The organism is Brucella grignonensis, assembly GCF_002252505.1.
In the GTDB taxonomy this organism is placed as follows: Bacteria; Pseudomonadota; Alphaproteobacteria; order Rhizobiales; family Rhizobiaceae; genus Brucella; species Brucella grignonensis.
This window is the reverse complement of the sequence record NZ_NNRL01000163.1, coordinates 530,872-556,517: the sequence shown is the minus strand read 5'-3', so window position 1 is coordinate 556,517 and position 25,646 is coordinate 530,872. Positions and strand designations below refer to the sequence as shown.

Sequence of the window (25,646 nt, the reverse complement as noted above, 5' to 3'; positions counted from 1 at the left end):
ATATGGCGGTCCCTGTTCTTCTTTATCACCAGATTGCACCTCTGCCGCACAAGAAGATCCCGTTTCGCGGACTTTGGGTTCATCCGGACAAGTTTCGGAGCCAGATGGCATGGCTGAAGCGGCTCGGTTATCAGGGCCTCTCGCTGCAAAACGCCATGCCCTATATCAAGGGCGAGAAGACCGGGAAGGTTGCAGTCATCACCTTCGATGACGGGTTTCTCAATAATTATGAGAATGCCCTGCCGGTTCTTGCGGAGTTCAACTTTACCGCAACCAATTACTTCGTCGCAAATCAGGTTGGCGGCAGCAATATTTGGGATCAAGCCATGGGTGTTCCCTCGACACCCTGCATGTCGGTGACACAGATGCGCGAATGGGCGGCCTTGGGTCATGAAGTCGGCGCGCATACGGTCGACCATGTTAATCTGGAAAAAACGCCAGAAGAAGAAGCTCGCCGACAGATCGTACAATCCAAGGCCATGCTTGAAGACATGCTTGGATCGGAAGTGACAAATTTCGCTTATCCCTATGGTGGGAATCACCAGATCCATCGCGACATGTGCCGCGAAGCCGGCTTTAAAACTGCAACAACAACCGTGCATGCACGAGCGCGGGCGGGCGACGATCCTTTCGGTATGCCGCGCGTCTATGTCCGCCGCAGAGATATGGCACCCAAATTCATTTTCCGTCTCATGACGCGATAGCTTTTTTCTATTCAAGCGCTGAAAACCGGTTATTTATTTGATTTTGATCAATGCAGCTTCACGAAAGCGTGGCAAATTGCCCGCCATTGCGCCATGGACGCAATCACGCAAAAGCGGTACTAGAGCATTAACAAGGAGCGTATAATGGACTATCGCCGGTTTTTTGAAGAAGCGATCGACCAGCTGCACGCCGAGAAGCGTTACCGCGTTTTTGCCGATCTTGAACGCATTGTTGGACGTTTCCCCCGAGCTACCTGGCGCAACAATGGCATTGCACGTGAGATCACCGTCTGGTGCTCGAACGACTATCTGGGTATGGGGCACCATCCTGATGTTATTCAGGCGATGTGCGATACCGCCAACTCCACCGGTTCCGGCGCAGGCGGCACCCGCAATATTTCGGGCAACAATCACCCACTTGTAGAACTTGAAACCGAACTTGCTGACCTGCATGGTAAGGAAGCTGGCCTCGTCTTCACGTCCGGTTTTGTGTCCAACGAAGCCTCGATTTCGACCATTGCACGTTTGCTTCCAAACTGCCTGATCCTTTCTGACGAACTGAACCACGCTTCGATGATCGAAGGTGTGCGTCGTTCGGGTGCAGAAAAGAAGATTTTCCGTCACAATGACGTCGAGCATCTGGAACAGCTTCTGAAAGCTGCGGACCATTCCCGCGCCAAGCTGATCGTGTTTGAATCCGTCTATTCGATGGATGGCGACATTGCGCCGATCGAGAAGATTGCCGATCTGGCCGACAAGTATAACGCCATGACCTATATCGATGAAGTTCATGCAGTTGGCATGTATGGCGTGCGCGGCGGTGGCATCACCGAACGCGATAGCCTTGCACATCGCATGGATATTATCGAAGGCACGCTTGCCAAGGCATTTGGGGCACTGGGCGGTTATATTACCGGTTCACGCGCCATCATTGATGCCGTTCGCTCCTATGCGCCGGGCTTCATCTTCACGACGTCGCTGCCGCCAGCAGTTGCCGCTTCCGCTACCGCTGCGATCCGTCACCTGAAGGTTTCGCAGGTCGAGCGCGATGGCCAGCAGCGTCAGGCGCAGCGCGCCAAGGATGTTTTGTCCGCAGCCGGTTTCCCGGTCATGCCGTCGGAAACGCATATTGTGCCAATTCTGGTCGGTGATCCTGAGCTTTGCAAAAAAGCCAGCGACCGTCTGCTCGATGTGCATGGCATCTATATTCAGCCGATCAACTATCCGACTGTGCCACGCGGCACGGAGCGTCTGCGCATCACGCCATCGCCATTGCATGACGATGTGCTGATCGACGGCCTGAAAGATGCGCTGCTGGAAGTATGGAACACGCTGGGGATTCGGTTCTCTGAACCAGATGCACCAAAGGCTGCAAATTCTGACCGCATCATTCCGCTAATGGTTTCCAAAGCAGGCGGCTGATCAGTTCAGCTTATAACCTATTGAAAAGGCCGGTTTAAACCGGCCTTTTTGTTTGTTAATTATCAACCGTATAGACCCGAAGGCGATGCCCATCAGGATCGACGGCAACAAAACTGCGTCCAAAATCAAGATCAGTCGGCGGCATGAGTATGTCAGCCCCTTTAGCTTTCCAGTCATCATAAATTGTATCGACCATTGCGTGTTCCGGCACATGGAAACCCACATCGCAACCACCGCCCGCAGCAGTTGATGCGGGTTCAACGCCTGTCTTTTTCCAAAGGCCAAGGCCAAGACCAGACGGCAGAATGAACATGCCAAATGTTGGGCTGGCTTCCACCGGCTCTTGTCCGAGCAGCTTCGTGTAAAAGCCAATGCTTTCTTCGGTATCGGTGATGAAAAGCAAAATGCTGTTCTTGTCTATCATGAAGATAACCTCCGTCAAAATGTGAACATCGGCAATCTACAACGACACACTGCCAGTTTATGGCAGCATCATAATTCGCGTGGGCGAATTCCCTCTGCCTCACGCCATTCACGCAGCAAAGTCTGGCGGCGTCTTGGATAGCGCGAGTCTTGCATTTCAACTGCCGCAATGCGGTCGGTGCGGAAATGCCGAAAGCTCTCGCGCAACTCGCACCAGCTAACAAGAACCCGTGCATCATCAAAAAATGAAAGCGCGAAAGGCCAGATGACGCGCTTTGTCATTTCGCCACTGCCATCGCGGTAGTCGATCAAAAGCTTGCGTTCATGTCTGATCGCTTCGCGAAGAATTGCTGTATCAATACCATCCGTTGGCAGCTTTGCGCTCGGGCCAACCAAAAGGGTAGATGTATCAAGTGTTGCGCGTAGTTCATCGGGTAAAACCGCGCTGATGCGCGCAAGCGCCGTTTTAGCGGCATCACGCAGCCTGTGGTCGGTTCGATCTGCCACCCAGCGCGCACCTAAGACCAGCGCATCAATCTCATCAGGCCGAAACATCAGCGGCGGCAACAAAAAGCCGGGTTTGAGAACATAGCCAACGCCCGGTTCGCCTTCAATCTCCGCACCCTGCGCCTGAAGGCTCGCAATATCCCGATAAAGGGTGCGGATGCTAACGCCGGTTTCCGAGGCAAGCGTTTTGCCACTCACCGGCCGGCGGTGGCGGCGCAATGCCTGTAACAGTTCAAAAAGGCGCTCTGAGCGGGACATGGTCCGAAATCTATCGCATAACGCTGCTGTCAAAAAGTGGCAGCAGCGTTGATTTGTCCGATCATGACCTGTCGTGCGCTACTTATTCATATCTTATCGATCCATTGAACCAGTCTTGATGCGGCTTCATCGATCTGCTTTGGATCGCGGCAGAAACAAAGACGGAAATAGCCCTCGCCGCCAACACCAAAAGCACTGCCCGGAGCAAGCCCGACATTGGCGTGATCGACCATATCAATGGCCGCTTTGACCGAATCCGTGATGCCGTCAACACCGAAGAAAAGATAGAATGCGCCCTGCGGCGGCGTCAGGCGTACCTTGCCTGTTTCCTGCAAGGTTGCGCAAAGACGATCCCGCGTTGAACGTGCGCGTTCGACCTGCATTGCGATAAAATCATCGCCATGATCAAGGGCCGCCACCGCGCCGCGCTGCATAAACTGCGCCACGCCGGAATTGGAATACTGGATCATGTTTTCTATAACGGGACCAAGCGACGGATGCACCGTCATCCAGCCCACGCGCCAGCCGGTCATCGCCCAGTTCTTGGAAAATGAATTGACGAAAATAATGCGATCATCTGGCTCCATGATGTCCATGAAAGATGGTGCGCGCCCACCGCCATAGTAGAAATGGGCATAAATCTCGTCGGCGATAATCCAGATGCCCTTTGTGCGCGCTAGATTAAGAATGTACCGCAGCGTTTCAATATCGGCGGTCCAGCCGGTCGGGTTGGATGGCGTGTTGATGAACATCGCACGGGTGCGTGGGGTGATGGCGGCGGCGATCTTCTCAGGATCGAGCACCCAGCCATTGGCTCCAAACTCAAGCTCGACCGGCACCGGTAGCGCACCCGCAAGGCCAGCTGCACCAACAAAATTGGGCCAGGCCGGTGAAAGATAAATCGCTTCTTCACCTGCACCCGTTGTTGCCTTCAGCGCCATCTCAATGGCGTGCATGCCCGAGCCTGTGACATAGAAATTATCTGGCTTGAAGGGTTGCGGAAAATGGCGCGCATGGTAGCGAGCAAGCGCCTCGCGCAGATCCGGAATACCAGCCTGCCATGTATAGAAGGTTTCGCCATCGGCAATTCCCTTCTGGGCTGCATCGCGGATAAAATCCGGCGTAGAAAGATCACCCTCACCAACCCACAACGGAATCAGACCTTCTTTGCCTCGACCGTGATTGGCAACGGCAACGATACCGCTTTCAGGTGACTGGGCTGCTTCACGGCGAAGATTGGCGATAAGCGTCATTTGTTCCCACATAAAATTCGATTTTGTTCGCACTTGCTTAGCAAGGAGCAATCATGAAATCACGTGGCATTTTGTGATAATCCGATCAACCGCATTGATGGATTAAACCGGTTCTCAACTTGGGAAGGCGCGCACAAAAAAACGGAGCCATGAAGGCTCCGTTCTTTGTTGATTATTCTGCGAAATATCAGGCTTTGCTCTGCTTGGCGAGAAGATCGCGGATCTCACCCAGCAATACTTCTTCGCGTGGAGGCTCCGCAGGAGCTTCTGGCTTGGCTTCTTCCTTCTTCTTGAGCCTGTTCATGCCCTTGACGACGAGGAACAGAACCCATGCAATGATCAGGAAATTGATGAGCAGTGTGACGAAGTTGCCGTAAGCAATGGTCGCACCAGCTTCACGGGCGGCAGCCAGCGTGGTTTTCGGATCGCCAGCAAGCTGAATAAACATGTTGGAGAAATCGATACCACCCGTCAACAAACCGATGATCGGCATGATAATGTCATTGACAATGGAATTAACGAGGCCACCGAAAGCCCCGCCAATGATAACACCGATGGCCAGATCGACCATATTGCCCTTGAGAGCAAATTCTCTGAATTCTTTCAACATTAGCCTGTATCCCTCTCGAACACGAACTTAAACCGGGCCGTCTTTGCTGCGGATAAGGTTCGCCAGATAAATTTCTCGTTGTGAACCGATGCGATCAGGGATGATCACAAATGTTCACTCGCTAGTTTGTAGGCTAAAACAATCGAAGAAAAGGTGAACTATGCAAAATGCACTGTTTAGAAGTGTCTTTTTTTGAGTTTGCTAATGTTTTGGAGCCGGAGGCGCAAAAGATGCGCCTCCTAAAACAAACTTAAGCAGCAAACCGCTTGGTTGCTTCTATCAACTCATGCGTAATTCCGGGCTCGGTCACCGCGTGACCGCTGTCTTCAACGATTTTAAGGTCGGCTTCCGGCCACATCTTCTTGAGCTGCCATGCATTGATGAATGGCGTGCAGATATCATAGCGGCCATGAACGATCACGCCCGGAATCTGCCGGATACGTTCAACATTCCGCAGAAGCTGGTCGTCACTTTCCAGGAAGCCACCGTTTTGGAAGTAGTGGCATTCGATACGCGCAAAGGCGATGGCGTGATGATCTTCTCCAAAAGCTTCAACGCGAGCGGGATCGGGCTGTACCGAGAGAACGGAACCTTCCCATCGCGCCCACAGACGAGCGGCTGCAAGCTGCACCTGCGGATCGCGGTCAGTCAGACGCTTGTAATAAGCCGCGATCATATCGCCGCGTTCGTCTTCAGGGATATGCTCCTGATAAGCCTCGAAGTGATCGGGGAAAATGATGCTCGCACCGTTGGAATACATCCAGTCCACTTCAAACCGGCGCACCATGAAAATGCCACGCAAGACGATTTCCGACACGCGTTCTGGATGAGTTTCCGCATAAGCAAGCCCCAGCGTCGAGCCCCATGAGCCACCGAAAACCTGCCACTTCTCAATACCCAGATGCGCGCGAATATGTTCCATATCGGCTACGAGATCCCAGGTGGTGTTCTCGCGTAACTCCGCATGTGGTGTCGAGCGACCGCAGCCGCGCTGGTCAAAAAGGATGATGCGGTATTTCTCGGGATCATGCAGGCGACGCATGGCGGGCGTGATGCCGCCGCCCGGCCCGCCGTGGATCATGATAACAGGCTTGCCATCAGGATTGCCGCATTGCTCGACATGGATGCGGTGCAATGACGAAACCTGCAGCATCTCTTCCTTGAAGGGCTGGATTTCCGGATAAAGCGTATTGCGCGTCATATAATGCCTTTTCATTCCCGCTAGAACATTCCCCGCTTTGCTGGGAAGGCTCTCGTTCATCACTGAAATTAGCACATAATGCGGCCAGAAGGCGGCAATGCGACATATGAATCCAACTAAGCAACGCTATTTTTGGTTGCCCGGAACGAAAATCAGCATAAAACGGAAGAGCTGCATATAAAGTACAGCGCATGGGGAGGACTTTCAGAATGGCGTGCAAGATTTATGCAATTCATTATCGCTGACGACCACCCGCTATTCAGAGGTGCGCTGCGGCAGGTTCTGTCGAGCCTTCCTGATGAAGCCAAAATCCTTGAAGTCGGCGATTTCGACGCAGCGAAAAAGCTCGTTGTAGAACGCGACGATATCGATTTGCTTTTGCTTGATCTGACCATGCCTGGCGGGACTGGTCTTTCTGGCTTGGTCACGTTGAAAGCACTTCAACCTGCATTGCCGATCATTATTGTATCAGGCACCGATGACGCAGCAACAATCAAGCACGCGGTCGAACTTGGTGCATCAGGCTTCATCTCGAAATCCGCGAGCATGGAAACCATTGGTGAGGCCGTGCACGCGGTGATCGCAGGCGATATCTGGACACCATCCGATATCGATCTTGATCAAGCACATGACCCCGAAATCGAAGCGCTCATCAACAAGATAAGAACACTCACACCTCAGCAGACGCGCGTGTTGACCATGCTTGCCGAAGGTCTGCTCAACAAGCAGATCGCCTATGAACTGAATGTATCAGAGGCAACGGTCAAGGCCCATGTTTCTGCCGTCCTGCAAAAGCTCGGCGTTGATAGTCGTACACAGGCCGTCATTCTTTTATCACGGATCGGCAACGAGGCCTTTACCTCAGAAGCCAGCTGAAATTGTAAAGTCACTCTGCGGCTGTTGAGCGGCTGGAAGCGACTTCACGCTGATGCAGAGCGCTCGATAGAAGCGAGCGCAACGCTGCAGGGCGCAATGGCTTGTGCAGGACGATGACATTTTCATCGTCAGCCCGCTTGCGAACTTCCTTGGAGCGGTCGGCTGTCAGCAGAATAGCCGAAATTTCTTGTTTGAAACTTTCCCGCGCAAAACCAATCATATCCAGCCCGTTTTCATTATCGAGATGATAGTCGGCGACAATAATGTCAGGCGGAACTTCCCGCTCCACGCAATAAACCTTCAAACCGGAACCACCGCGTAACATGGTTACATTGCACCCCCAACCAATCAGAAGGGTTTCCATCCCGGCCAGAATATTGGCGTCGTTGTCGATACAAAGCACATCAAGGCCGGTGAGGCTGGATGCGCGCTTCATGCCCTTGCGGCTTGCAACCTCTTCCACAGGAGCAGGTGCTGCGCTGATTGGAATGTGCAGTGTGAAAACGCTGCCTTTCCCCGGCGTTGAGGATAGTGTCAGGGGTAACGACAATACACGTGCAATACGATCAACGATGGAAAGGCCTAAGCCAAGGCCTTCCGCCTCACGCATGCCTTCATCAAGACGGGTGAACTCGCGGAAAACCAGTTTCAGTTTCTGTTGCGGGATACCAATACCGGTATCAAGCACTTGCAATTCAATAAAATCGCCACGTCGGCGAACACCGAACAGAATGCCACCCTTGCGGCTATATTTGATTGCATTTGAAACCAGATTCTGGATGAGACGTCGCAACATGTTGCGATCTGTCTTCACCACGATACTCGATGGCACCACGCGGAGTTTAAGCCCTTTTTTGCGCGCCATCGGCGTAAAATCCGTTGCAATCTGACTTAGAAGCTTATCAAGACGGAAAACCGAAACTTCCGGCTTGAGTGCGCCCGTATCGAGCCGCGATATATCGAGCACCATGCCCAGGATCGCCTCGACCGATTCAAGTGAAGAATCGATGTTACGCGCGAGCTGGCTCGTTTCTGCACGGCCCAGCTTTTCTGTCAGCGCCGTGCTGTAAAGCCTTGCAGCATTGAGCGGCTGCAAAATGTCATGGCCAGCTGCGGCCAGAAACCGTGTCTTGCCAAGGTTGGCTTCCTCAGCAGCGGATTGCGCCTTCGCGAGCTTCTGGTTCACATGCGTCAGCTCGGCAGTACGGTCCGCGACGCGCTGTTCAAGAACTTCGGCCGCCTTCTGGCGCATCAGATCGGCCTCAACTTCGGCAGTAATATCTGTATAAGTTGCGACAAGCCCCCCATCCGGCATGGGATTGGAATTGATCTCCAAGACCTTCCCGGTCGATTTCAGCGTCATGCGCCATGGCTGTCTGAGCGTTGCAAGAGATCGTATGACTGAATTCTGTGCGTTGACGGCAAGATCGCCGCTGCTGGCCAGATGTTCCACGATTTCGGACACCGGAATACTGACCTGCATCACTTCATCAGGTAGATCAAAGAGAGTGCGGAACTGACGGTTCCAGCATGTCAGCCGCAGATCCTTATCGAGCACCGTTATGCCCTGATCCATCTGATCGAGCGCGATTTGCAAAAGATCGCGGTTTTGTTGCAGGGCGACGGACGCATCATCAAGCAATTGCCGTGCGTCGCGCGCAGAGGCGTCGTTGCGTTGGAGAAGCAACGACAGGACAAGCCGCGCCGACGAGGAACCGACTGCAGTGCCCAGCAATTGCTCCGCATAGCGGATCAATGGTGTGTCCACCGTCATGCCGGGATCAAGCCTACGCTGCTCACGCCCTTCAAAACGCAGGAAAGCCCGCTCAACACGTTCGGCTCCGAGATAGCGGGCCATGGTTGCTTTGAGCTCTGCGACCGTAACCGTTGTCCGAAAGCGCTTGAGAGTCGGTGTGCCAATGAAATAGCGCGGTAGGAAAATGCTCGCCTGAATACGTTCAAGCGGTGTGGAAGCACGCGAAAGTGAGCCAAGAACGTAAAACAAGGTGTTAGCCGCAAGGCTCCACATGACGCCATTGGTCAAAGGCAAAGCATCAGTGCCGAACAAGGCCTCAGGTCTTAATGCAGTAAAACCAAGAAAGCCTTCGCGCAGGATCTCAGCGTCTTCCGGAGCCATGGTCGGCAGAAGCAACGTATAGGCCCAGATCAGAAAGCCAGCAGACAGGCCGAGCATTGCGCCACGTCCATTGGCATTGCGCCAGAACAACCCACCGATGAACGAGGGCATGAACTGTGCAATGGCTGCAAAAGATATAAGACCGATGGATGCGAGATGAATATTATTCGAAGCCATACGGTAGTAGACGAATGCCAGCGCCAGAATGCCGATGATCGTCAATCGTCGCGTATTGAGAATGATCATCGTCAGGTCGCGTTGTTCAGTCGGATGGCGAACAGCAAGCCTGCGGATGATAAGCGGCAGCACAAGGTGATTGGAGATCATGACCGCCAACGCCACGCAAGCCACGATGACCATCGCCGTCGCCGCAGAAAGCCCGCCGAGAAAGGCTATCAACGCCAGTCCGTGAGCGCCGGCAGATAGTGGTAGCGCCAGCACGTAAAGATCACCACTGACTGTATTGCCAAGCGTCATGACGCCGATGAGTGCAATCGGGAAAACGAAAATATTGATCAGGATCAGATAAAGCGGAAACAGCCATGAGGCGGTACGCAGTTCTTTCTCGCTGCGGCTTTCAACAACCGTCACATGAAACTGGCGCGGCAGCATGATGATGGCGGCGGCACTTAACGTCGTATGCACGATCCACGTACCGATTGAGGTTTCATAGTGAAAGGCATCAAGGGCTGCTGGCGATTGCGAAATCTTCTCGATCAATTCTCCCGGCGAGCCAAAAACAAAGAAGGTGCAGGCAAAACCAACTGCAAGAAATGCGGAAAGTTTGATGACTGATTCAAGTGCAACCGCCAGTATAAGGCCGTTCTGATGTTCGGTCGCATCCGTGTGACGCGTGCCGAACAGAATGGCGAAGACTGCCAGAACGGCAGCCACCGGCAGGGAAATATCGCCAAAGACAAACGAGGACGGATCAAAGGCCGAGCCATAATGCTCCATCACCAGCCCGACGCTGCCGGAAACGGCTTTAAGTTGCAGCGCGATATAGGGAATGGAGCCGACAGCTGCGATACAGGTAGCAAGCGAGGCCACACCAAAGCTCTTGCCATAACGGGCAGCCAGAAAGTCAGCGATGGAGGTAATGTGTTCTGACTTCGCCAATCGCACGATGTGGCGCAACAGGCGATTGCCGAGCGTGAAGACCAGAATTGGACCGATATAGATGCCCAGAAACTCGAGCCCACGCTGCGCCGAGAGGCCAACCGAACCGAAGAATGTCCATGACGTGCAGTAAACCGCGAGGCTGAGTGCGTAAATGTAGGGGCGTGGAGCGCTACTCCAGCGCGCGGTGCGCCTGTCGCCGATGCTTGCAACAGCAAACAGCATCAACAGATATAAAAAGGCCGCGCCTATAATTCCCCAGCCCTGCATTGCCGGACCATCCTCCCCTGTTATTTCCCACTAATTGGAGGAAGCAAACATGGGAAGGCAAGCATTTTCATAGGCAGCGCGCAAGGGCTACTAAAATATCAAATGATCACTGTTGAGCGCCACCCGTTGACTTCTCCGATTCACTGTCGAAACTCTTCGCAACGTCCATGAAACGGCGCATGAAACGTTCCATATAGCCAAGAGACTGCTCAAACTCCGCATCTGTTGGCAGCTTGGACGCTGTCGCGGACGCGCCGCCTGCTTCAAGGGCTGTAACCTTGTCCTCGAGTTTCTTCACCCGATCCTGCAAATCAGCAATATCATTTTCGTAAGCTTCCCGATCCTCGGTCGCCATCTTGCAGATAAGCTGTCCCTGTTGCTCGTTACAAACCGACAGCGCACCGGTGCGCGTATCGAGCCGAACATAGCCTGTTTCGGTGCCTTCAAGGCGATAACGCCCATTATCCTCAGCATAAGCACTGCTTGCAACAAAGCTTGTACCAAGCAATGAAACGGCTGCTAATGTGCGAAATAGAGGCATGGTTTTGCCAGACATGGTTCGATCTCCTTCAGAGCACGTTTAAAGCGTCCACCCAACATATGGGAACTATGAAAGAAAAACGAACATGTCATGCTTTGATTTTCTAGTTAATTCGGTCTAGAGAGCAGCCATGACCAAAACGACCATCTACAAGATCGCCCCGCGCGATCTCTGGGCGCAGGCAGAAGAGGCTGGCATTTTTACCGGGGCACCGGTTGATATTGCCGATGGCTATATCCATTTCTCCACCTATGAACAGGTGCGCGAAACAGCCGCCAAACATTTTGCCGGGCAAACGGATCTGCTGCTGGTAAGCGTGGATGTGGCCGCCTTAGGCGATGCGCTGAAATATGAAACCTCGCGCGGCGGGGCGCTGTTTCCGCATCTTTATGCGGTGCTGCCAATGTCGGCAGTCACGAAAGTTGAGCCATTGCCACTCGACAAAGATGGTCTCCATATCTTTCCGGAGCTTGAGGATAAATGAGCGGGCTTTTTGAACTTATCGGACGGCGTGCATTGTTCTCGCTCGATGCCGAACAGGCGCATGGTTTGTCCATTGCTGGCCTAAAGACAGGTATCGTCACATGCAGCTGCTCCAATGACCCTGCGCTTTCGGTCAAGATAGCAGGACTGCAATTCCCGAATCCACTGGGAATGGCCGCAGGCTATGACAAGAATGCTGAAGTACCGGATGCGCTTCTGAAAATTGGTTTCGGCTTCACAGAAGTCGGAACAATCACCCCGCGTCCACAGAGCGGCAATCCGCGTCCACGTATTTTCCGCCTGGTAGACGATCACGGCGTCATCAACCGCCTTGGCTTCAACAATGAAGGCCATGATGCAGCTTTCAAGCGACTGTCACAGCGTGCAGGCAAAAGTGGCATTGTCGGCGTGAACATCGGTGCCAACAAGGATGCCGAAGATCGTATCGGCGATTATGTGGCCGGTATCCGCAAGTTCTATCAGCTTGCGCGTTATTTTACCGTCAATATTTCGTCGCCCAACACGCCGGGCTTGCGCAACCTTCAGTCGCGTGAGGCGCTGCGCGAATTGCTTTCGCGCGTCCTTGAAGCACGGGACGAAGAAGGCGAGATGTGCACGCTGAAACGACCCGTCTTCCTCAAGATCGCACCCGATCTCAGTGATGAAGAGTTGGACGATATTGCAGCCGAAGCCACGGAGCAGAAGCTCGACGGCATCATCGTTTCCAACACCACGCTTTCACGCGCAGGCTTGAAAAGCACAGAGAACCGCGAAGAAACCGGCGGCCTTTCCGGCGCACCGCTTTTTGAGCGTTCGACCATTATTCTGGCCCGTATGCGCGAACGCATCGGCCCTGACATGCCTCTGATCGGCGTGGGTGGCATCGACAGCGCCGAAACCGCACTCACCAAGATCAAGGCTGGTGCCGATCTGGTGCAGCTTTACACCGGCATGATCTATCGCGGTCCGGGTCTCGCATCAGAAATCCTGCGCGGGCTTTCCAAAGCCGTAAAAGCCGAAGGTGTCACCAACATTGCCGCGTTGCGTGACCGCGACACCAAAGAGTGGGCCGAACGCCGCCTTCCTGATTAAACTTTGCTTGAGCAAGCTCCAAAAAATTCAGACCTGTATCTGCGCGGCAGCAGCGTCAGAAGTGTTATACCGCGGATCGACAGAAACAGATTGATTGCCAGCCAAAGCCCGTGATTACCCATCACGGGCTTTGCTGCATAAAGCACTGCCAGAAAAAATATGAGCGAGAAGAACATCATGTTGCGCATGTCGCGCGACCATGTTGCACCGATATAGACGCCGTCCATATGAAAGGCGAGCAGGCCCGTGAGGCCCGTCAATGCCGCCCACGGCAGATATTTGATTGCCTCATCGCGCACGTCCGCAGCCTTTGACAGCAGACCGATAATGGCATCACCGAACACCATCAGGATTAGTGCAATCACGCTGGCCATGACCAGCCCCCAGACAAAGGTCAGCTTGGCGCCGCGCACGAAAGCGGGGCTGTGACGCGCACCGACCGAACGCCCAACAATCTGCTCGACAGCTGCGGCCATTCCATCGAGGAAGAAACCGCAGATGAGGAAAAAATTCATCAGCACCGCATTTGCTGCAAGCGTCACAGGTCCAAGCTCCGAGCCCGCGCGCGTGAAGAAAGCAAAAGCCGTCAAAAGCAGGATCGAACGGATCATGATGTCGCGATTGAGCGCGATCATCCGCACAATGCCAGCCTTGTGCAGAATGTTCCGGATATCCGGGTGGCGTCCCGTTTGCCTGTGGAAATGCCGCATGACAAGAAACAGCCCGACAATAGCGGCCACCGTTTCGCCGGTCACTGTCGCCCAGGCAACGCCTTCGACACCCCAACCCAGTTCCAGACCGAGCACGATGCAGAGCACAATGTTGATGCCATTGATAAGCACCTGAAGGCTCAATCCGAGCACGCCCTGCCCCCGACCGAGCAGCAGACCAAGCACGGAATAATTGATCAGCGCGACGGGTGCCGACAACATGCGGATGGAAACATAGCTCACCATCGCTGCCTGTGTTGCAGGCGTTGGATGAATAAAATCAGAAGCGACAGTGAGAACAAGCGGCAGGCTCAGGATCATCAGCCCACCAGCGACGATTGCAATGATGATTGCGCGCCAGAAAATCGCCTGTTCTTCCGCCTTATCCTCTGCACCCATTGCTTGTGCCACAAGGCCGGTCGTGCCGGAACGCAGGAAGCTGAACATCGTCAGCAGAAAATCGAAAACCAGCGCGCCAATTGCAAGTCCGCCAATCAGTTCGGCCTGTCCCATCTGCCCGACCACGCCCATATCGACAAGGCCCAGCAAAGGCGTAGTAACGGCAGCAAGTGTCATCGGCACGGCGATCATCATCACCATGCGATTGGTCACTTCAAATGGTCTGGAAACGATGCTCTTTTCGTGCGGCATCTGATCCATGGCTTTCCCCGAATATTGGTCATTATTCTAACGCGCATCTTGTCCGAAAACCGGTCCTCACTTTTCGGGATGCGCTAATTGGAAAAGCTCTATTCTGGAATCATTCAAAACGACAGCGAAATCGGCCACCGCATTGTCGCAGGCCTGACAGCATTATGTCAGTAGGGTTAAAGCCCCAACATCATCGCCCAGTAAATGCGACGCGGATTATTTTCAGGTGTTGCCCAGGCGAGACCGTAATGCTGAAAAGTCGGATCAAGCATGTTTTTACGATGACCGGGCGATTTCATCCAGGCATCGAAGACGGTTTGTGTATTGGGCTGACCAGCGGCGACATTTTCCGCAGCGGGACCGCGAATGCCTGCCTGTTTCAGCCGTGACACGAAGCCATTGCCCCAGCCAACCGAGTGGCCGATCTTGCCGTAGCTCGCCATGCGCCGTGCCTGATAAAGCGCTGCCTGTTCGAGCTTGCTATCGGTTGCCATCGACGACAGGCCGTTGGCTTTGCGGATTTGATTGAACAGGTCTGTCGGGTCGACGTCTGCTGCGGCACCTGCAAGGCCTGCAGGTAAGGCGGCAAAAGCCAGCGCACCACCGGCGAGGGTCAAAAAACCACGCCGGGAAAGAATAAACGTCTCGTTCTGCTGCATTTTTCCGGTTTCTGAGCGATTCAAATTGAAGCATTGGTCGACACAAAAATGCATCGCAGTTTTGGCTCAAATGCTCTGATTATTTCCGGTAACTCAGGATACGGAGCAAAATAAAGGCAGGAATGACGACTGCCGCACCAAGAATGAGATAATCAGCAAAACCGGCAATTGCTGAGAAGCCCATATTCCACAGACGCAGCACGAAATCGCGGATGCCGTAAAGAATATCATACGGTGTCCAATGGAATGCGCTCATTACCACGCCAACCACAAGCGAGATCAGCACAAGCTTGATCAGTACACGCGCTGGCGTATCGCCAAGAAAACGGTTCACACCATCAGACATGCAAATCTCCTGCGTCAAAGCATATCTCGGAAAAGTGGGAACGGTTTTCCGTTAAGACATGCGTAAAAAACGAAAGCTTCATCTTCTGCCAGAGCGGCAGTTTCGTCGCGGAAAATAGGAGGTCAGTGTGGGATTCGCAAGTTATCTCGGGAATTCAGTGCTGTTTACGATATTCGCGCGGAGCTTTCTGCTTCTGCCTGATAAACGAACGGTTCATGCTGCGTGTATCGGTAAAGCCGCTGGCAACGGCCACTTCCAGAAGCGACAGCCCGGTTTCCGATAACAATTCCCGCGCCTTCTTAACCCGCAATTCCTCCCGCACCTCGAAAGCAGTACGCCCCACTGCCATGCGGAAGCCACGCTCCATCTGGCGTACAGAAATGCCAAGCTTGCGTGCCACATCGATCATCGGCACAGGCTCTTCCAGGGTTTCCTCGAAAATGCGGATCGCCTTGCGGATCATCGGCGAGCGGACGCCGTTGAAGCTGAGTGCTGGCTGCTCCGATCGCACCAGCTCGTAAGGGATCATCAGGATGGACGCACTTTTGCGCGCCAGTTCCTCCGAGATTTCATTCTGAATGATCGAAAGTGAAAGTGACGCTGCGCCCAGTCCGCCTGCGCAGGTATAGTGTCGACCGCTACGATGAAAAAGGCTGGTCGTATCAGCCGTGTGGCCGTCGAAAAGATCAAGAAAATCGTCGCGGTGAAACCAGCTTACGCAGCAATTGCGATCATCAAGTATCCCGCCTTCGGCAAGCAGGAAAGCTGCCGTGCAAAGGCCGACCACCGTCTTTCCACGTTTGTCAGCCCGCTTGATAAGATCAATCAGCGCCTGCTGACGTGGTCGATATTGCGCGAGCAAACCGCCGACCACCGCCACATAGTCACATTCATCAAGTTCACCGATGGGAGCGGTCGGCTCAATGACCATGCCGGAACTGGACGTGACCGGATCGCCCGACAATGTGCAGATTTTCCACCCACATCGGATCTGACGGCTTTTATCACGGTCATCGGCTGCCAGCCGAAACGGATCAAGAAACAGACTGAGTGCTGTCAGTGTAAAGCCCGGCAGCGCAACAATACCCACCAATAGACGCTGCTTTGACACGTCTATCGTGTTTTCCCGCACCTGATCCTTCCCATGCTTCACTCTTCCGGTCTCCTCCACTCATCCCTAATTTATAAAGGCGGGATCAGGAAGAGTGCAATCACCGGAAATGCTTGGAGAGCTTGAGTTGCTGCGCCTGATAGTTCGATCCAAGATCGATACCGTAAAGCGCCTTCGGGCGATTCAACATATGCTCATAAACAAGACGGCCGACAATCTGGCCATGTTCGAGAATGAACGGGACTTCATGACTGCGCACTTCCAGAACCGCACGGCTTCCGGTGCCACCAGCGGAGCTGTGACCGAAACCTGGATCAAAGAAGCCCGCATAATGCACACGGAATTCACCGACCAGCGGGTCGAAAGGCGTCATTTCAGCTGCGAAAAGCGGCGGCACATGCACGGCTTCACGCGAAACGAGGATGTAGAATTCGTCCGGGTCGAGCACGAGCTCTCGTGACCCGCGATCATAGATAGGCTCCCAGAAATCCAGCACGTCATGCGCGGCGCGCTTATCGACATCCACAACAGCCGTATGGTGCTTACCGCGATAGCCGATAAGCTTGTCTTCACCACCTGATAGATCCACCGAAAGTGCGATACCACCACCTGAAATATTCGGCATTTCAGAAGCAACCAGCGTTTCATTCTGATGAAGGGTCGCGAGTTCTGCTTCGCTCAGTTGCGCACGACCCTTGCGGAAACGGATTTGCGACAGGCGTGACCCGGTGCGGGCCACAATCGGGAAAGTCCGCGGGCTGACTTCGAGATAAAGCGGGCCTTTATAACCAGCCGGGACCTTGTCGAACTCCTGCGCACCATCGGCAATGACGCGGGTGAAGATATCAAGGCGTCCGGTCGAGCTTTTCGGATTGGCGGAAGCCGATAATTCCGGCGAAAGCGACAGGCTTTCGAGCAATGGCACAATGTAGACACAGCCCGTTTCAAGAACGGCACCAGCGGTCAGATCAATCTCGTGCAGCTTGAGGCGTTCGAGCTTGTCGATAACTGGTGTACCAGGGCCGGGCATGAAGGATGCACGCACACGATAGGCTTTCGCACCCAACCGCAGATCAAGGCTGGCAGGCTGAATCTGATCCACATCTAATGGACGCGCAGATTTGAGCAAATCGCTTTCAAACAGCGCGGCAATATCCGCATCTGCCAGAATTCCTGCATCCCTCTGCGTCATAACACTGAACTCCGTGACTTACTTAAATTTTGGTCTATGACCATTGACCGCTCCCGACACCAATGCCAACCCTGAAACCCCGCAGTTTGTGGGTTTTCCGCAGGAATCACAGCTATCAGAGCTTTGGCAGGCAGGCGTTTTCCTGAAAACTGATGTTCCAAGCATTGACGACCCCGCTCAAGAGGCATAAGGAAAAAGTGTTCCGTGGTGATTTGGCCGGCCGGCTTGCAGCCACGTTAAAGAATTCGCTAAATGAGGCCGCGGTTCGTTACCGGCCTTTTGCGTTTTCGCAAGGCCGGTTTTTTATTGGCCGCCGAGGCGCTTCCGTGCCCCGGCCGACCAGCTTTCGACAGGTTGGAAAAAATGACGAATAAGACTACCCGCAAGTTTCGCCCGGCAACTCAACTCGTTCATGCAGGGTCACTGCGTTCGGGTTTCGCGGAGTTGTCCGAAGCCCTTTATCTGACGCAAGGCTTCCTCTACCCGACGGCAGAAGCCGCCGAAGCCCGCTTCACAGGCGAAGACCCGGGGTTCATCTATTCGCGTTATGCCAACCCAACGACCGATATGTTTGAAAAGCGCATGTGCGCACTGGAAGGTGCGGAAGATGCACGCGCCTTCACTTCCGGCATGGCAGCGGTTGCTGCCTCCATTCTTTGTCAGGTAAAGGCAGGCGAGCACGTCATCTGTGCACGCGCCGTCTTCGGATCGTCGCGCTATATTATAGAAACCTTGCTGCCACGCTATGGCGTCGAATTCTCTATCATTGATGGCGCGAAGATCGAAAACTGGAAAGCTGCCGTCCGTCCGAACACCAAGGTCATGCTACTCGAAAGCCCGTCGAACCCGACGCTTGAAGTTATCGATATTGCAGCTGTGGCAGAGATTGCCAACGAGATCGGTGCGAAACTGATCGTAGACAACGTATTTGCGACACCGCTTTACCAGAAGCCGCTGGAACTCGGCGCTCACATCGTCGTCTATTCCACAACCAAGCACATCGACGGTCAGGGGCGCTGTCTTGGCGGTATCATCCTTTCCGATCAGGAATGGACCGAAGAAGTTCTCCAGCCTTATTTCCGTCATACCGGTCCGGGCATGAGCCCGTTCAACGCTTGGATCATGCTGAAGGGTCTTGAAACGCTCGGCGTGCGCGTTCGCCAGCAGACACAATCGGCTGCAGCCGTTGCTGATGCGCTTTCTGGTCAGGCAGGAATCAAGCAGATTATTTATCCGGGCCGCGCTGACCATCCACAGGCCGACATTATCGCCAAGCAGATGACCGGTGGCTCGACGCTGATTGCACTGGAACTGGAAGGCGGCAAGGAAGCAGCCTTCAAGTTCGAAAATGCGCTGCAAGTCTTCAGCATTTCCAACAATCTGGGCGATGCAAAGAGCATCATCACCCATCCGGCCACGACCACGCATCAGAGCCTCACCGATGAAGCCCGTGCAGAACTCGGTATTTCTGACGGTATGTTGCGCATTTCCGTCGGGCTTGAGGATACGGACGATCTGGTTGAGGATGTCCTGGAAGCGCTAAAGGCTGTTCGCTAGCACCTTTTTCTGATCCAGCGTCTTTTGATCGCAAAATGATGCATAAACAACGCAATTGCCGGAACATTTCGGCAATTGCGGCGCAATTGTCCGCTTCAAATCGTTGACCTCCGGCGCAACTTTGGCGATAGCTTTGTGAAGTGGATTTGATGCGATTCAAAGGCGGGTGCGTATGTACAGAGCGGTAACGCGGGGCATTGAAGTAACAGCTGAACCCTTTTATCTAGAAGATCAGTCTGAGCCTGAAGAAAACCGCTATGTCTGGGGTTACCGGATCACGATCGCCAATAATTCTTCGGATACCGTGCAGTTGCGTTCGCGTTACTGGCAGATCACCGATGGGAATGGCTATATAGAAGAAGTGCAAGGAGATGGCGTTATTGGTGATCAGCCAACGCTGAACCCAGGCGACTCCTATCAGTATTCCTCAGGCTGCCCACTCACCACCACATCCGGTGTGATGGTCGGGCGCTATCAGATGCAGGCTTCCGATGGAAACGCTTTTGAAGTCGATATTCCGGCCTTCTCGCTCGATATTCCCGAAACACGCCGCACACTGAACTGAAAAAAAGGCGCTTCAAAAGAAGCGCCTTTTTTTCATCACTTCGCAAACTGCTCGGGATCGAACTCATAGGTCGTGGAGCAGAATTCGCATGTCACCGAAATCTTGCCGTCCTTAACGCTATCCTGAATTTCTTCAGCCGAGAAATTATTGAACACGCCTTCGATCTTATCTCGCGAGCATGAGCAATCATCCTCAACGCGGATCGCTTCATAGATGCGCACGCCACGTTCGTGGAACAGACGATAGAGCAAGCGTTCCGAGCCGACCTGTGGATCGGTCAGTTCCGAGCTTTCGATCGTTCCGACCAGCGAACGCGCTTCATCCCAGCCGTCGTCTTCAGGGCCAAGAATAGCAGTGTTCTCGTCACCATCACCGCCCGGAAGGTCCGGCATGCGCGAGCGTATTTCAGATTCTGGCAAAAACTGAATCATCAGACCACCAGCGCGCCAACGCTCGACCAGTTTGCCATCGCTACCCCGTTCGACAAGCTTCGCAACGCTCAGCTTCATGTCGGTTGCGATCTGCTCCGACTGGCGGAAATAGGTGCGTGCGATCTCTTCCAGCGTCGATCCATCAAGCGCAACGATGCCCTGATAGCGTTGTGTATGCGCGCCCTGATCGACCGTAAAGGCAAGCGTGCCACGACCGAGCAGTTCTTCAGGACGAGTTTCGCCCGCCGCGACCGCTTCCTTGACGCGTTCAGCATCAAAACGCGCATAGGCACGTATGGACCGTGGCGTGCGGAAATCCACGACCAGCATATCGACAGGACCATCGGACTGGGTCTGGAAGATAAACTTGCCCTCGAATTTCAAAGACGTGCCAAGAAGAACAGTCAGAACCGTTGCTTCCGCCAGAAGGCGCGCGACATGTTCCGGATAGTCGTGGCGCTTCAGAATAGCGTCAATGCTGTCGCCCAATTGTACGGCGCGACCACGCACGTCGAGCCCCTCCACCTGGAAGGGCACAACGGCATCGTCGCCGGCGAAGTCGAGGTCTTCCAGAGCGATCTGGATGTCTTCGACTTCGATTTGCTCATTGCTGATCTTGTCAGACAAATTATGCTCCCAATTCGCCGCCTTGCAGACACCATGCCAGAATGGCCTTCTGGGCATGGAGCCTGTTTTCAGCTTCATCGAATACGACCGATTGTGGGCCGTCGATCACTTCGTCGGTCACTTCCTCACCGCGATGCGCGGGCAGGCAGTGCATGAAAAGTGCCTTAGGGTCAGCATTGGCCATCAGACGAGCATTAACCTGATAGGGCATGAAAACATTATGGCCACGAGCATGATCTTCCTGCCCCATCGAAACCCAAGTATCGGTGACGATGCAATCTGCACCGCGCACCGCCTTATCCGGGTCCACTGTGGACATGATGTTCGCGCCGTTTGCCTTTGCCCAATCGATATATTGCTGCTTCGGCTCGCTGCCTTCCGGCGTTGCGATATTGACGTTGAAATCAAAACGCGCCGCAGCTTCCACAAGCGAATGAAGAACGTTGTTACCGTCCCCCATCCAGGCAAAGGTCTTGCCTTTGATCGAGCCGCGATGTTCCTCATATGTAAGAACGTCGGCCATGATCTGACAAGGGTGCGTATCGTCGGTCAGTGCATTAATTACAGGAACGGTCGCATATTCGGCCAATTCCAGCATACGATCATGCGAAGTTGTGCGGATCATAATCGCATCGACATAGCGCGAAAGCACCTTTGCGGTGTCCGCGATGGTTTCGCTGCGACCGAGCTGCATTTCTGAACCCGTGAGCATGATCGTCTCACCACCAAGCTGGCGCATACCAACATCAAATGAAACGCGGGTACGTGTGGACGGCTTCTCGAAAATCATCGCCAGCACCTTACCGGCAAAAGGCTTTTCGATTTCTCCAGCCTTCAGGCGCGCCTTGCGCGCCTTGGCATCTTCCATAATGGCGCGGAGTTCGCCGGCTGGCACAGTCGAAAGGTCGATGAAATGCTTGATACCGTTACTGTTCGCCATAATCTCACGCCGTCTTGCTGGTCGGATTTGCGATTGCAAGCCGCTCTACGGCCATCTCAATACGCTTCAATGCTTCACGAGCCTCTTCAGGCGTCGTGACCAATGGCGGAAGAAGTCGGATGACGTTGTCACCAGCGCCAACGCTCAGGAAATGCTCGTCGCGCAGAGCCTGAATAAGTGTCACGTTTGGCACAACGCACTTGATGCCCATCAGAAGGCCGCGGCCACGAACTTCGGACACGACACCTGGGTAGCGATCAATGATCGACGCAAGACCCTGCTTCATGGTCAATGCAGTTTCCTGCACGTTTTCGAGAAAGCCATCAGCCAGCACGACATCAAGCACGGCATTGCCCACAGCCATGGCCAGCGGATTGCCACCATAGGTCGTGCCGTGAACGCCAGCAGTCATTCCTTTGGCAGCTTCAGCCGTTGCAAGACAGGCGCCCATCGGGAAGCCACCGCCAATGCCCTTCGCGACGGCCATAATGTCTGGCGTAATACCCGACCATTCATGGGCGAAAAGCTTGCCGGTACGGCCAACACCTGTCTGCACTTCATCGAGGATCAGAAGAAGACCATTGTCATCGCAGATCTTGCGCAGAAGACGCATGAACTCTTCCGGGAAGCCGCGCAGACCACCCTCGCCCTGAACAGGCTCGAGCAGGATTGCTGCGGTCTCACCGGTGATCGCGGCACGCAGTGCTGCTTCATCGCCAAATGGCACCTGATCGAAGCCGTCAACCTTAGGGCCGAAACCTTCGAGATACTTGGCCTGACCGCCAGCAGCGATCGTAGCCAAGGTGCGGCCGTGGAATGCTCCCTCAAAAGTGATGACGCGGAAGCGCTCAGGATTGCCGTTGACATAATGATAACGGCGCGCGGTCTTGATCGCGCATTCCAGAGCTTCGGCACCAGAATTGGTAAAGAACACTTTATCCGCAAAGGTCGCCTCAACCAGACGGCGACCGAGCTTCTCCTGTCCCGGAACCTCATAGAGATTGGACAGATGCCACAACTTGTCGGCCTGATCTTTGAGTGTATTGACCAGATGCGGATGGGAATGGCCCAGCGAATTGACTGCAATACCTGCAGCAAAATCAAGATAACGGTCGCCGCCTTCGGTAATCAGCCAGATGCCCTCACCTCGCTCGAAGCGCAGAGCCGCACGATTATAGGTGTCGTAGAGCGGTTGCACAGTCGTAACGTCGGTCATTGCAGTCAGGCCTCCATAAGCCTTGTAAATGCAGCACCCCCGGCCAAGCCGGTCAGGCAGCGTTTCCCATTGTGTTGATGTCCCGCACATGAACGCAATCGTTGCAGGCGGGGCGGGGATCACATGTCTTTGCACGATCCTCCCGGCGGAAATAAAAAACCGCCCTCAGGGCGGCAATATTTAATCCCGCGCGTATATTGGCGTTCACAAAAAAAATGTCAATCAAAGCGCGCTCGGATAATCATGCATCTTTATGCATGAGTTCATGCGGGAAGCTCACATTATAAAGAGCTGGATTAAGATGGCACCTATGCAGTTGCAGGGGTGGCATTTTGCAGATCGGGTCGATATATAGACGCCAGATGTTCTCCCTGACGGGATGTCACCCTGAAAAGCTACCGCGAAATACCCGAAGCTGACTCAGAAAAACCGTCTTTAGCACCCAAGTTGGGGAAAACCATAAAAATGGAATCCGCCTGACAGGGCTATCCCTTGTCATGGAGTCGTTCATTAATGTAGTTTCTATTTAAAGCAAAAAACTACATTTCGTGCGACGGACCTAGTCACCCGGATAGATATGGTGTTTGTGCCTGGAGTAATCCGGGAGCACTGGTGGATTCCGGATAACGAAAATTGATTGGAGCCCAGGGCGATGAACTGGACAGATGAGCGCGTCGAACTGCTGAAGAAATTATGGAACGAGGGCTTGAGCGCAAGCCAGATCGCAGCACAGCTTGGTGGCGTGAGCCGCAATGCAGTGATCGGCAAAGTGCATCGTTTGAAGCTTTCGGGCCGTGGCAAGACCACCACGGCTGCTCCACGCAGCAAAAAAGTTAATACTGTTGCAGCTACTCCACGTCCTGCTGCAGCCCAGACGAATGCCGGTGTCAGCCGCCCTCAGGCGACAACGACCATCCGCACTGCAACCGTTACCCAAACCGTTGGCGCAACTGCGCTTCAGATGGAATATGTGGCTGATGCGGTGACTGAACGGGTCGTAAGGCCAGCTTCGGACGTTGTTGTACCTATTTCCCGCAAGCTGACCTTGCTGCAGCTTAGCGAACGCACCTGCAAGTGGCCAATCGGCGACCCTCTCAATGAAGATTTCCACTTCTGCGGCAGTGAATCCGGTGAATCCAGCCCCTATTGCGGATATCATTCGAAAATGGCTTTCCAGCCAACGGCAGAACGTCGCCGGGCACGCTGAACGATCAGCCAAATTGGAAGAAGCTAAAGCCCCGGAGCGGAAACGCTGCCGGGGCTTTCGTTTGCAGCGGCTATTGGGCCTTGGAGTGTATTTCGATCCAGAGATCATCCCGAAAACCGTGTCACATTTTTCGGGATGCGCTCTAAGCATTTGCTTCGTCGCATTATCCTGCGCAAAACCGCTTCGCAGTTTTGCTGGAAATGCTCTAATTCAAGCTCGCTTAGGCAGGCGCACCAAAAAGGTTGAGCCTTCGCCCAACTGCGAGCGCACAACCAGTCGGCCGCGATGGCGCGCGAGAATGTGCTTTACGATCGCAAGCCCCAAACCTGTTCCCTTTTGCGCTCGACTGGTTTCGACATCGATACGATAGAAGCGCTCTGTGAGACGCGGCAGATGCTCAGCGGCAATGCCCGGGCCAAAATCCTGTATCGAAGCCACAGCCTCGGATGCGCCGTCATTATTCTCTTCATCCAGCCTCAGAATGACGCGCTTCCCGCCCTGCCCATATTTGCAGGCATTCTCAACCAAATTCTGGAACACCTGGATCAGTTCATCACGCGTCCCCGTCACATTGACTGGATGATCCGGCAAATGGCGTTCAATCGCGACATCCAACCCAGCAGCCAGCGGGCTTAGCGTATCCGCCACATGGTTGAGCACGGCTGTCATATCCACACATTCATTCACAGCCAGGTGGGCACGCATCTCAAGGCGCGACAATGACAGGAGGTCATCTATCAGGCGCGACATGCGCTCAGCCTGTTTCTGCATGATCACGAGAAACCTGTCACGTGCTGCTGCATCGTTGCGCGCAGGCCCCTGCAGAGTTTCGATGAAGCCCAGCAGTGAGGCAAGCGGGGTGCGCAGTTCGTGGCTGGCATTGGCAATGAAGTCCGAACGCATACGGTCAATACGCCGTGTTTCGCTCTGATCGCGGAAAAGAAGAACGAACAGCTCTGGCTTGCCATCGGCATCCCGCAACGCCTTGACCATAGCCTTATACCAGCGATCAATCGGCACACGCTCAAAATAGTCAATGCTGCGCGGTTCACCGTCTGCAATCACACCCTGGATGAGCGCGTGCATTTCCGGGGCACGAAAACGCAGATAAAGACCTGTGTCCTTTTCAAGAGACTGGAATGCATCGAGAGCGGCAGCATTGGCAAAAAGCACGGTTCCGCGCTGATCGAAAACGATCATCGGATCGGTCAGCAGTTCGGCCAGCCGCTCACCCGAAACATCAGCCATTTCATTGATGGCATGCACGCCTTGCGGCTTATCCTCAACGGCATCTTCTCGCGTCGCACTGGCAACCCAGATGGCACCTATGATGATCAGAACCATCAAAGCGATACGGAACCATAACGGCAATTCCAGCACCATGATACACACCACCAGCACCATGCTGGCAATGAGCACGCCTTTGACCCTGAGAAGCGGAGCGAAGAGGGTTTCCTCTGGCTCGGAACCGGGCGAAGGCTGGTTGCTGTTTTCACTCATTCTGGCATCTCTCACTTACTGCAACGCACAAGCAATGT

Annotated in this window: 24 protein-coding genes and 1 riboswitch; of the genes, 8 read left to right on the top strand and 16 right to left on the bottom strand. The window is 54.0% G+C overall.

Features of this window, described 5'->3' with window-relative positions; genetic code table 11:
• The first annotated feature begins 2 nt into the window (after positions 1-2).
• Positions 3-704: a polysaccharide deacetylase family protein gene (locus CEV33_RS16450; RefSeq protein ID WP_094541467.1), complete on the top strand. Its 702-nt coding sequence runs from the start codon at positions 3-5 to the stop codon at positions 702-704.
• Between the two features lie 144 nt (positions 705-848).
• Positions 849-2,126 (top strand): 5-aminolevulinate synthase, encoded by a 1,278-nt coding sequence (hemA, locus tag CEV33_RS16445; protein WP_094541466.1) that lies wholly within the window; start codon positions 849-851, stop codon positions 2,124-2,126.
• A gap of 55 nt (positions 2,127-2,181) precedes the next feature.
• On the opposite strand, the gene CEV33_RS16440 is transcribed toward hemA, so the two are convergent.
• From CEV33_RS16440 to pip, 5 genes are all read right to left on the bottom strand, one after another.
• Positions 2,182-2,550 (bottom strand): VOC family protein, encoded by a 369-nt coding sequence (locus CEV33_RS16440; protein ID WP_094541465.1) that lies wholly within the window; start codon positions 2,548-2,550, stop codon positions 2,182-2,184.
• 68 nt (positions 2,551-2,618) lie between these two features.
• On the bottom strand, positions 2,619-3,314 hold the full coding sequence (locus CEV33_RS16435; protein ID WP_094541464.1) for a helix-turn-helix transcriptional regulator: 696 nt from the start codon (positions 3,312-3,314) through the stop codon (positions 2,619-2,621).
• An 86-nt stretch (positions 3,315-3,400) separates the two neighbouring features.
• Entirely contained in the window at positions 3,401-4,567 is a 1,167-nt protein-coding gene (locus CEV33_RS16430) for a pyridoxal phosphate-dependent aminotransferase (RefSeq protein ID WP_094541463.1), read from the bottom strand.
• Between the two features lie 187 nt (positions 4,568-4,754).
• Positions 4,755-5,177 carry a large conductance mechanosensitive channel protein MscL gene (gene mscL / locus CEV33_RS16425; protein WP_094541462.1) on the bottom strand — a complete coding sequence of 141 codons (423 nt, stop codon included), beginning with the start codon at positions 5,175-5,177 and terminating at the stop codon, positions 4,755-4,757.
• Between the two features lie 250 nt (positions 5,178-5,427).
• Positions 5,428-6,378 (bottom strand): prolyl aminopeptidase, encoded by a 951-nt coding sequence (gene pip / locus CEV33_RS16420; RefSeq protein WP_094541461.1) that lies wholly within the window; start codon positions 6,376-6,378, stop codon positions 5,428-5,430.
• Between the two features lie 225 nt (positions 6,379-6,603).
• On the opposite strand from pip, the gene CEV33_RS16415 reads away from it, so the two are divergent.
• A complete protein-coding gene (locus tag CEV33_RS16415) occupies positions 6,604-7,254 on the top strand; it encodes a response regulator transcription factor (protein WP_094541460.1) in 651 nt (216 codons plus the stop codon).
• 10 nt (positions 7,255-7,264) lie between these two features.
• On the opposite strand, the gene CEV33_RS16410 is transcribed toward CEV33_RS16415, so the two are convergent.
• The gene (locus tag CEV33_RS16410) at positions 7,265-10,780 is read right to left on the bottom strand and encodes a PAS domain-containing hybrid sensor histidine kinase/response regulator (protein ID WP_094541459.1); all 3,516 of its coding nucleotides are present in this window, start codon (positions 10,778-10,780) and stop codon (positions 7,265-7,267) included.
• A gap of 106 nt (positions 10,781-10,886) precedes the next feature.
• Positions 10,887-11,336 (bottom strand): hypothetical protein, encoded by a 450-nt coding sequence (locus CEV33_RS16405; RefSeq protein ID WP_094541458.1) that lies wholly within the window; start codon positions 11,334-11,336, stop codon positions 10,887-10,889.
• Between the two features lie 115 nt (positions 11,337-11,451).
• Here CEV33_RS16405 and CEV33_RS16400 point away from each other — a divergent pair, with 115 nt between their 5' ends.
• On the top strand, positions 11,452-11,805 hold the full coding sequence (locus tag CEV33_RS16400) for a DUF952 domain-containing protein (protein WP_094541457.1): 354 nt from the start codon (positions 11,452-11,454) through the stop codon (positions 11,803-11,805).
• Positions 11,802-12,896 (top strand): quinone-dependent dihydroorotate dehydrogenase, encoded by a 1,095-nt coding sequence (locus CEV33_RS16395; protein WP_094541456.1) that lies wholly within the window; start codon positions 11,802-11,804, stop codon positions 12,894-12,896. The genes CEV33_RS16400 and CEV33_RS16395 overlap by 4 nt, the downstream gene beginning before the upstream one ends.
• Here the strand turns inward: CEV33_RS16395 and CEV33_RS16390 are convergent.
• From CEV33_RS16390 to CEV33_RS16370, 5 genes are all read right to left on the bottom strand, one after another.
• Positions 12,893-14,257, bottom strand: a complete 1,365-nt coding sequence (locus tag CEV33_RS16390) for an MATE family efflux transporter (protein WP_235818446.1) — start codon at positions 14,255-14,257, stop codon at positions 12,893-12,895. The two genes, CEV33_RS16395 and CEV33_RS16390, sit on opposite strands and share 4 nt — an antisense overlap.
• A 176-nt stretch (positions 14,258-14,433) precedes the next feature.
• Positions 14,434-14,916 (bottom strand): CAP domain-containing protein, encoded by a 483-nt coding sequence (locus tag CEV33_RS16385; RefSeq protein ID WP_094541454.1) that lies wholly within the window; start codon positions 14,914-14,916, stop codon positions 14,434-14,436.
• A 79-nt stretch (positions 14,917-14,995) separates the two neighbouring features.
• A complete protein-coding gene (locus CEV33_RS16380; protein ID WP_007873508.1) occupies positions 14,996-15,262 on the bottom strand; it encodes a DUF6460 domain-containing protein in 267 nt (88 codons plus the stop codon).
• A 154-nt stretch (positions 15,263-15,416) separates the two neighbouring features.
• Positions 15,417-16,433, bottom strand: a complete 1,017-nt coding sequence (locus tag CEV33_RS16375; RefSeq protein ID WP_374816394.1) for a GlxA family transcriptional regulator — start codon at positions 16,431-16,433, stop codon at positions 15,417-15,419.
• A gap of 40 nt (positions 16,434-16,473) precedes the next feature.
• On the bottom strand, positions 16,474-17,565 hold the full coding sequence (locus tag CEV33_RS16370) for a 2'-deoxycytidine 5'-triphosphate deaminase (RefSeq protein ID WP_094541452.1): 1,092 nt from the start codon (positions 17,563-17,565) through the stop codon (positions 16,474-16,476).
• A gap of 194 nt (positions 17,566-17,759) precedes the next feature.
• A riboswitch (SAM riboswitch) is annotated at positions 17,760-17,839 on the top strand.
• Positions 17,840-17,928: 89 nt separating this feature from the next.
• On the opposite strand from CEV33_RS16370, the gene CEV33_RS16365 reads away from it, so the two are divergent.
• Together CEV33_RS16365 and apaG are read left to right on the top strand one after the other, a co-directional pair.
• Positions 17,929-19,122, top strand: a complete 1,194-nt coding sequence (locus CEV33_RS16365) for an O-succinylhomoserine sulfhydrylase (RefSeq protein ID WP_094541757.1) — start codon at positions 17,929-17,931, stop codon at positions 19,120-19,122.
• A gap of 172 nt (positions 19,123-19,294) precedes the next feature.
• Positions 19,295-19,687: a Co2+/Mg2+ efflux protein ApaG gene (apaG, locus tag CEV33_RS16360; RefSeq protein WP_094541451.1), complete on the top strand. Its 393-nt coding sequence runs from the start codon at positions 19,295-19,297 to the stop codon at positions 19,685-19,687.
• Between the two features lie 35 nt (positions 19,688-19,722).
• On the opposite strand, the gene CEV33_RS16355 is transcribed toward apaG, so the two are convergent.
• From CEV33_RS16355 to CEV33_RS16345, 3 genes are read right to left on the bottom strand one after another with little or no spacing between them, the layout of a single operon-like run.
• On the bottom strand, positions 19,723-20,745 hold the full coding sequence (locus CEV33_RS16355) for an Hsp33 family molecular chaperone (RefSeq protein ID WP_094541450.1): 1,023 nt from the start codon (positions 20,743-20,745) through the stop codon (positions 19,723-19,725).
• Between the two features lies 1 nt (position 20,746).
• Complete coding sequence (gene argF, locus CEV33_RS16350) at positions 20,747-21,685, bottom strand: ornithine carbamoyltransferase (protein WP_094541449.1); 939 nt, start codon at positions 21,683-21,685, stop codon at positions 20,747-20,749.
• A 4-nt stretch (positions 21,686-21,689) separates the two neighbouring features.
• On the bottom strand, positions 21,690-22,901 hold the full coding sequence (locus CEV33_RS16345; protein ID WP_094541448.1) for an aspartate aminotransferase family protein: 1,212 nt from the start codon (positions 22,899-22,901) through the stop codon (positions 21,690-21,692).
• A gap of 652 nt (positions 22,902-23,553) precedes the next feature.
• Here CEV33_RS16345 and CEV33_RS16340 point away from each other — a divergent pair.
• Positions 23,554-24,108 (top strand): GcrA family cell cycle regulator, encoded by a 555-nt coding sequence (locus tag CEV33_RS16340; protein WP_094541447.1) that lies wholly within the window; start codon positions 23,554-23,556, stop codon positions 24,106-24,108.
• A gap of 210 nt (positions 24,109-24,318) precedes the next feature.
• Here the strand turns inward: CEV33_RS16340 and CEV33_RS16335 are convergent, their stop codons facing one another.
• Positions 24,319-25,608 carry an ATP-binding protein gene (locus CEV33_RS16335; RefSeq protein ID WP_094541446.1) on the bottom strand — a complete coding sequence of 430 codons (1,290 nt, stop codon included), beginning with the start codon at positions 25,606-25,608 and terminating at the stop codon, positions 24,319-24,321.
• Between the last annotated feature and the right edge of the window lie 38 nt (positions 25,609-25,646).